Source organism: Allobosea sp. TAB14 (genome assembly GCF_052113865.1).
Classification (GTDB): domain Bacteria; phylum Pseudomonadota; class Alphaproteobacteria; order Rhizobiales; family Beijerinckiaceae; genus Allobosea; species Allobosea spartocytisi.
Genome location: NZ_JBFRDQ010000048.1, coordinates 24,822 through 30,846, shown reverse-complemented (window position 1 = coordinate 30,846; position 6,025 = coordinate 24,822). Strand labels below are relative to the sequence as shown.

6 protein-coding genes are annotated in these 6,025 nt (G+C 67.0%); 4 read left to right on the top strand and 2 right to left on the bottom strand.

Annotated features, from left to right (window positions below; all coding sequences use genetic code 11):
* The first annotated feature begins 80 nt into the window (after nt 1–80).
* From AB4Y99_RS09730 to AB4Y99_RS09715, 4 genes are all read left to right on the top strand, one after another.
* Entirely contained in the window at nt 81–1,430 is a 1,350-nt protein-coding gene (locus AB4Y99_RS09730) for an acyclic terpene utilization AtuA family protein (protein ID WP_441523168.1), read from the top strand.
* A gap of 1 nt (nt 1,431) precedes the next feature.
* Complete coding sequence (locus AB4Y99_RS09725; RefSeq protein ID WP_441523167.1) at nt 1,432–1,740, top strand: AtuA-related protein; 309 nt, start codon at nt 1,432–1,434, stop codon at nt 1,738–1,740.
* Nucleotides 1,741–1,802: 62 nt separating this feature from the next.
* Nucleotides 1,803–2,771: a Bug family tripartite tricarboxylate transporter substrate binding protein gene (locus tag AB4Y99_RS09720; RefSeq protein ID WP_441523166.1), complete on the top strand. Its 969-nt coding sequence runs from the start codon at nt 1,803–1,805 to the stop codon at nt 2,769–2,771.
* Nucleotides 2,772–2,825: 54 nt separating this feature from the next.
* Nucleotides 2,826–4,226: a M20/M25/M40 family metallo-hydrolase gene (locus tag AB4Y99_RS09715; RefSeq protein WP_441523165.1), complete on the top strand. Its 1,401-nt coding sequence runs from the start codon at nt 2,826–2,828 to the stop codon at nt 4,224–4,226.
* Between the two features lie 99 nt (nt 4,227–4,325).
* Here the strand turns inward: AB4Y99_RS09715 and AB4Y99_RS09710 are convergent, their stop codons facing one another.
* Both AB4Y99_RS09710 and AB4Y99_RS09705 read right to left on the bottom strand, forming a co-directional pair.
* Nucleotides 4,326–4,775: a gamma-glutamylcyclotransferase family protein gene (locus AB4Y99_RS09710; protein ID WP_441523164.1), complete on the bottom strand. Its 450-nt coding sequence runs from the start codon at nt 4,773–4,775 to the stop codon at nt 4,326–4,328.
* Between the two features lie 14 nt (nt 4,776–4,789).
* Nucleotides 4,790–5,962, bottom strand: coding sequence for an isovaleryl-CoA dehydrogenase (locus AB4Y99_RS09705; protein WP_441523163.1), 1,173 nt, complete (start codon nt 5,960–5,962; stop codon nt 4,790–4,792).
* Nucleotides 5,963–6,025: the final 63 nt, after the last annotated feature.

The following is a 6,025-nucleotide window of genomic DNA, read 5'->3' as shown; positions in this document are numbered from 1 at the left end:
CTGAAATCCTATTACTGAGATAGAATAATTTCAATTGTGCTATGAATTTACGGCGGCATTCTCTGGCAACTGGAGGATGCATGCGACAGGTGAGAATAGGGGCCGGCGCGGGCTATTCGGGCGACAGGATCGAGCCTGCGGTCGAACTCGCGGAGCGCGGCCGGCTCGACTACCTCGTCTTTGAATGTCTGGCGGAGCGCACCATCGCGCTGGCGCAGCAGGCACGGCGGCGTGATCCAAGGCTCGGCTACGATCCGCTGCTGGCGGCACGCATGCGCGCGGTGCTTCCGGCCTGTCGCCGCGCCGGCACCGCCATCATCACCAATATGGGGGCGGCCAACCCGCTGGCGGGGGCCGAGCTTGTCTGCGCGACCGCGCGCGACCTCGGCTTGCGCGGCTATAAGGTGGCGGYCGTGACGGGCGACGACGTCGCGGCTTCGGTCGGCGATGGTCATGGCCGTATCTTGGAAGATGGGCGGCCCGCTGCTGCGCTGGGGGCGAGCCTGATCTCGGCCAATGCCTATCTGGGGGCCGAGCCGATCGTACAGGCGCTCGCCGCCGGCGCCGATCTCGTGATCACCGGACGTGCCGCCGATCCTTCGCTTTTCCTCGGGCCGCTGGTGCATGAATTCGGCTGGTCGTTCGAGGATTGGCCGCGGCTCGGCCAGGCGACGCTGATCGGCCATGTGCTGGAATGCGCCGGGCAGGTCACCGGCGGCTATTTCGCGGATCCCGGCTTCAAGACGGTGCCGGGGCTGGCGCGGCTCGGCTTTCCCCTCGTCGAGGTCGGCGAGGACGGCTCGGCYATCATCACCAAGGTCGAGGGCTCGGGCGGCTGCGTGACATCCGCCACCTGCAAGGAGCAGATTCTCTACGAGATTCATGACCCGGCGGCGTATTTCACCCCCGACGTCGTCGCGGACTTCTCGCAGGTTCGTGTCGAGCAAGTCGGGCGAGATCGGGTGCGCATCACCGGCGCGAGCGGCCGCGCGCGGCCCGAAGCGCTGAAGGTCTCGCTCGGCATTGCCGAAGGCTTCGTGGGCGAAGGCCAGATTTCCTATGCCGGCAGCGGCGCGCGAGACCGCGCGGAGCTGGCGGCCGAGATCGTGCGCGAGCGGCTGGAGTTGACGGGGCTCACGGCGCAGGAGCTGCGCTTCGATCTGATCGGCATTGACGCGCTCCACGGCCTCGGACTGCCGGCCGGCGGCGGCGAGCGGGCGGAGCCCTACGAGGTGCGGCTGCGCGTGGCCGGGCGCACGTCCACGATGGATGAAGCGGTGCGCATCGGCAGCGAGGTGGAGACCCTTTACACCAACGGGCCGGCGGGCGGCGGTGGCGTCACCAAGCAGGTCCGCGAGGTTCTCGGAGTGCTCTCGACGCTGCTGCCGCGCGAGCGGGTCCAGCCYTCGATCCATATGTTGGAGAGCTGAGATGAAGCTGCGCGCCATCGCCCATGCTCGCGCTGGCGACAAGGGTGACACCTCCAGCATCTCGCTGATCGCCTATGAGGAGGCGGATTATCCGCGCCTGGTGCGGCACGTCACGGCGGAGCGGGTGGCGACGCATTTCGCCGGCCTCCTTCGCGGCAGCGTCAGCCGCTACGAGATCGCGTCGCTGGGCGCACTCAATTTCGTGCTCCAGCAGGCGCTGGGCGGTGGGGTGACGCGCTCGCTCGCCCTCGACACCCACGGCAAGTCCCTGAGCTCCGCCCTGCTGGACATCGAAATTCCGGACGACTGATCCAACCGAACGGCGCAGCAAGACGCCGCCCCGACATGACCGACAAAAGCGGAGGAAAACCCATGAGAACATCGATTTTGCGCATGATCGCCGCAGGTGCGCTGGCCATCGGCCTCACCGGCACCGCGAGTGCCCAGGAATTCCCGTCGAGATCCCTCAAATTCGTCGTGCCCTTCGCGGCTGGCAGCGCGACCGATGCTGTGGCCCGCATCCTCGGCGAGCATGTCTCGAAGAACCTCGGGAAACCGGTGGTTACCGAGAACCTGGCCGGGGCGAGCGGTGTCATCGCCGCGCAGAACGTCGCCCGCGCCGAGCCCGACGGCCACACGGTGCTGATCACCACCAACACCACGCATGGCGCCAATCAGAGCCTGCTCAAGCATGTGCCCTATGACGCCATCAACAGCTTCGAGGCCGTCGGCAAGCTCGGCACGATCACGCTCGCGCTCGCGACCAACCCCGCCGTGCCGGCCAAAACCGTCCAGGAGTTCGTCGCCTATGCCAAGGCCAATCCGGGCAAGTTGACCTTCGGTGCCGGGTCGAGCTCGTCGCGCATCGCCGGCGAGATGCTGAAGTCCCTGGCCGGCCTCGACATCACCTATGTGCCCTATCGCAGCAATCCGCAGGCGATCACCGATCTGCTCGGCGGGCAGATCAACATCGTTTTCGCCGACATCTCGACGACTTTGCCGCAGATCAAAGCGGGTGCGGTGAACGGCCTCGCCGTCTCGACCGCCAGGCGCAGCGTGCTGGCGCCCGATCTGCCGACCATGGCCGAGGGTGGCGTCAAGGGTTACGACCTCGCGGCCTGGTTCGCGGCCTTTGTCCCGGCCAAGACGCCGCGCTCCACCGTCGACACGTTGAATCGGGCTCTGACTGCCGCAGTCAACGATCCGGCGACAAAGGAGCGTTTGCTCGCGGCCGGCGTCGAGCCTGAGACCAGCACGCCAGACGAGCTCAAGGCCTTCGTCGGGACCGAGATCGCCAAATGGGCCGAGATTGTGAAGGCCGCCGGCATCCAGCCGGAATAGAGCCCAACGCAGGCGGCGCCTTGCGCCGTCGGCACCCATGTCGAGGAAGTCCCGATGAATGCCGAGCCGGTCGTCGACCACCTCCTGCAGCGCCATGACGCCGTGCTCGACAGGCTGACAGCCTTCCTCAGGCTGCCGAGCGTCAGCACCGATCCTGCTTATGCCGAGGGCATGGCCGCCACGCGCGCCTTTCTGCTCGACTGGTTGGCGGAGATCGGGCTGTCGGATGTGCAACTGCTCGATGGCGGCGGACATCCGGCGGTCTATGGCGCCTGGCTCGGGGCGCCGGGCGCGCCGACCATCATCGTCTACGGTCATTACGACGTGCAGCCGCCCGATCCGCTCGCCCTGTGGCGGACGCCGCCCTTCGAGCCGACGATCCAGGGCGGGCGCCTGCATGCGCGCGGCGCTTCCGACGTCAAGGGCTCGACCACGATCGCGATCGAGACCGTCGCCGGGTTCCTCGCGGTGCACGGAGGCTGCCCCGTCAACATCAAGCTCTTCCTGGAGGGCGAGGAGGAGACCGGCAGCCCAAGCCTCCGCGAAATCGTGCACCGCTACGGGACGCTGCTGCAGGCCGATGCGATGATCTCGGCCGATGGCGGGCGTGCGAGCCCGACGGAACCGACGATCAATGTCGGGGCGCGTGGCCTGGCCAAGCTCGAACTCATCGTGCGCAGCGCGGAGAAGGAGATGCATTCCGGCCGCTATGGCGGGGCCGTGCGCAACGCGCTGCACGAACTCGCCGCGATCATCGCCTCGCTGCACGACGCCAACGGGGCGATCGCCGTCCCCGCCTTGATGGAGGCGCTGCCGCCACCGAGTGCGCAGGACCGCCGCGATGCCGCGGCGTTGCCGTTCGACGAGGCCGCTTTCGTCGCCGATGTCGGCGGGATCGCGGCTGGCGAGCCCGGCTACAGCCTGCGCGAGCGCCTGACGCTGCGCCCGGCGATCGACGTCAACGGCATGTGGGGCGGCTATACCGGCGCCGGCAGCAAGACGGTCATCCCCGATGAAGCGCGCGCCAAGGTCACGATCAGGCTGGCGCCCGGACAGGATCCCGAACAGGCCATTCAGGCGCTGCAGGATCATATCCGCTCGGTCGCTCGCTCCGGCGTGCGCATCGCATTCGCGGGCATCGGCGGTGGCTCGCCGGCTTCGACGCTGGCGGGCCACCACCCGCTGGTTCAGGCGGCGACGCGGGTGCTGCAACGGGTCTGGCAACGCGACCCCGTCCATGTGCGTCTCGGCGCGACAGTCCCGATCACCGCGATCTTCAAGGAGTTGCTCGGCATGGACACGCTGATGTTCGGCCTGAACCTACCTGACGAGGATGTTCACGCCCCCAACGAGTTCTTCCATCTCGATTCAATCGCGCTCGGCCTGCGCAGCTGGCCGCTGCTGCTGCAGGAGCTCGCGACATTCGCACCAGAGGAGTTTCGCGCCAAAGGATGAATGGATGGGTGCCCGACAACAACGGGCTCCGGGTCTGTCGGCACCACATCCAACGCCTGGCCGAGGCCGCGCGGGGGAAAGCGAATTGCGGAGTTTTTCCTACAATCTCGGCAGCACGACGCGGCGATTTTCGATCAGAAAGCGATTCAAGCCGGCGATGTAAGTCTCTGGCAGGGCGAAATGTTTCGCCCCAGTGATGACCGCTTCCATGTAGCCCGGCTTCGGCTTTCCCGGATCGCCCGAACGGCCGATATAGATCAGCGCGCGCTTGGCGCCACCGGGCACGATCACTGGCTGGCTGATCTTGACGTAAAGGCCGCTGGCGATGTCCTCGAACTTGTCGAGCGCGCGGATGTCACTGAGCGAGCAGTCCCACAGCACGCCATGGACCTCCTCGCGCGGATCGCGGATCGCCGAGGCATAGCCGTCGCGCGTGACGATGAAGCGGTGGCGGGGCAAGCGGGCCGGGCCGAGCGGCCGGGAGTTCGGGCAGCGCCGCGCCATCCCGTCCGGATCCATGTTGAGGCCGTAGGCGAAGTAAAGGGGCATGAAGCCCTCTAGCCTCACTTCGTCTTGTTGAACAGCTCCCGGCCGATCAGCATCCGCCTGATCTCGCTCGTCCCGGCGCCGATCTCGTAGAGCTTGGCGTCGCGCAGCAGGCGGCCGGTCGGGTAGTCGTTGATGTAGCCGTTGCCGCCGAGGAGCTGGATGGCGTTGAGCGCCACCTGCGTCGCCTTCTCGGCCGCGAGCAGAATGGCGCCGGCGGCGTCCTCGCGGGTGGTCTCGCCGCGGTCGCAGGCCTTGGCCACGGCATAGACATAGGCGCGGCAGGAATTCAGCGCGACATACATGTCGGCGACCTTGCCCTGGACGAGCTGGAAYTCGCCGATCGACTGGCCGAACTGCTTGCGCTCRTGGACATAGGGCATGACCACGTCGAGCGCCGCCTGCATGATGCCGAGCGGGCCGGCGGCCAGCACGACGCGCTCGTAGTCGAGGCCGGACATCAGCACGTTGACGCCGCGCCCGACCTGGCCCAGCACGTTTTCTTCGGGCACCTCGCAATCCTGGAAGACGAGTTCGCAAGTGTCGGAGCCGCGCATGCCGAGCTTGTCGAGCTTCTGGTGGGTCGAGAAACCCTTCATGCCCTTCTCGATCAGGAAGGCGGTGATGCCGCGCGGGCCGGCTTCCGGATCGGTCTTGGCGTAGACGACCAGCGTCTCGGCGATCGGACCGTTGGTGATCCACATCTTGTTGCCGTTGAGGACGTAGCGGTCGCCTTTCTTGTCGGCGCGGGTGCGCATCGAGACGACGTCCGAGCCAGAGCCGGGCTCCGACATGGCGAGCGCGCCAACATGTTCGCCGGAGATCAGCTTCGGCAGATATTTCCGCTTCTGCGCCTCGTTGCCGTTGCGGCTGATCTGGTTGACGCAGAGATTCGAGTGGGCGCCGTAGGAGAGGCCGACCGAGGCCGAGGCGCGGCTGACTTCCTCGACCGCGATGCAGTGCTCGAGATAGCCAAGGCCTGAGCCGCCATACTCCTCCTCGACCGTCATCCCATGCAGGCCGAGCGCGCCCATTTCCGGCCAGAGATCGCGCGGGAACTGGTTGGTCCTGTCGATCTCCTCGGCGCGCGGTGCGATCTTCTCCTGCGCAAAGGCGTGGACCGTGTCGCGGATCGCATCGGCGGTCTCGCCGAGGTCAAAATTGAAGGGGCGCGGCGCGTTGGCAAGCATGGCGGAACCTCCCGGCGGGTCGTGGGGAGCGAGGCTCCCTTGCCGTCGTTATAGCCGGACCGA